General features: G+C 59.1%; 2 protein-coding genes. One reads left to right on the forward strand and one right to left on the reverse strand.

The features are described from left to right. Positions 1 to 96: 96 nt before the first annotated feature. A complete protein-coding gene (locus AAFX91_RS42155) occupies positions 97 to 231 on the forward strand; it encodes a LuxR C-terminal-related transcriptional regulator (RefSeq protein WP_394570406.1) in 135 nt (44 codons plus the stop codon). A 93-nt stretch (positions 232 to 324) separates the two neighbouring features. Here AAFX91_RS42155 and AAFX91_RS42160 read toward each other — a convergent pair whose 3' ends face one another. Continuing rightward, positions 325 to 645 (reverse strand): transcriptional repressor TraM, encoded by a 321-nt coding sequence (locus tag AAFX91_RS42160; protein WP_394570407.1) that lies wholly within the window; start codon positions 643 to 645, stop codon positions 325 to 327. Positions 646 to 740: the final 95 nt, after the last annotated feature.

Below are 740 nucleotides of genomic sequence, written 5' to 3' on the forward strand. Positions count from 1 at the left end.
CATCATGCGCTCCGTCTATCAAACGGAGCAGCCCCTTCCAACTAAGCACGTGGTCCCACAATCGGGGTCCATTTCAGGTCGTCACACGGCAAGTCGATGAACGTGATCGCGGACTTGCTTGGGATCAAGCCACGAACAGTCCAGTTCTATCTGGATAACGCGCGCGACAAACTCGGCGCGAGCAACCTCCAGCAGGCCGTCCGTATCGCCATGGAGAAGAAGTTGATCTAGCGACCACTGTGACAGGTCTACCGGACGATCCCTGCTCTTCGCGACCTTCAGCTAAACGACGACGGCCAGCCCGGAACTCGCTTGCCACGACGATTATCCGGCGGGGACTTTGGGAATGTAGCCGAGGCGATCGATCAGGTTGTTAAGGACAAGCTGACGCGCCCGATGCTCGGTCTCCGCATGTTCATGGATTCGTTGGAGCTCAGCCCGGCGTGCGGGATAAGAGTCTGTGTAAGCCTCTGCGGCTACCCGCTGCAATCGGGCCGTCTCCGCGAGCGCGACGCTAGCACGGTATTCGCGAATGGCGTCGATGGTCAGGCGCTCGAGCTCAGGTTGTGCCATTTCCCTGAAGACGTGCTCGAGATTGCAGGTGAACCCGGCGCCGGGCGATTCATCATCATTGTTCGATGCCACAATTCTCACACAGACTTAGTCCGCGGTGCGCCCCCGCCGACGATAATCCCCTTGATCCCAAGCCGGGGGTTAGAAAACCGCGATTAGACGGTCCC

Origin of the sequence: Bradyrhizobium sp. 31Argb (assembly GCF_043638955.1) — a bacterium.
Classification (GTDB): domain Bacteria; phylum Pseudomonadota; class Alphaproteobacteria; order Rhizobiales; family Xanthobacteraceae; genus Bradyrhizobium.

Excerpts from the sequence above, each read along its gene's own strand:
- AAFX91_RS42155 (WP_394570406.1), top strand. The coding sequence starts at position 97 with ATGAACGTGATCGCGGACTTGCTTGGGATCAAGCCACGAACAGTCCAG.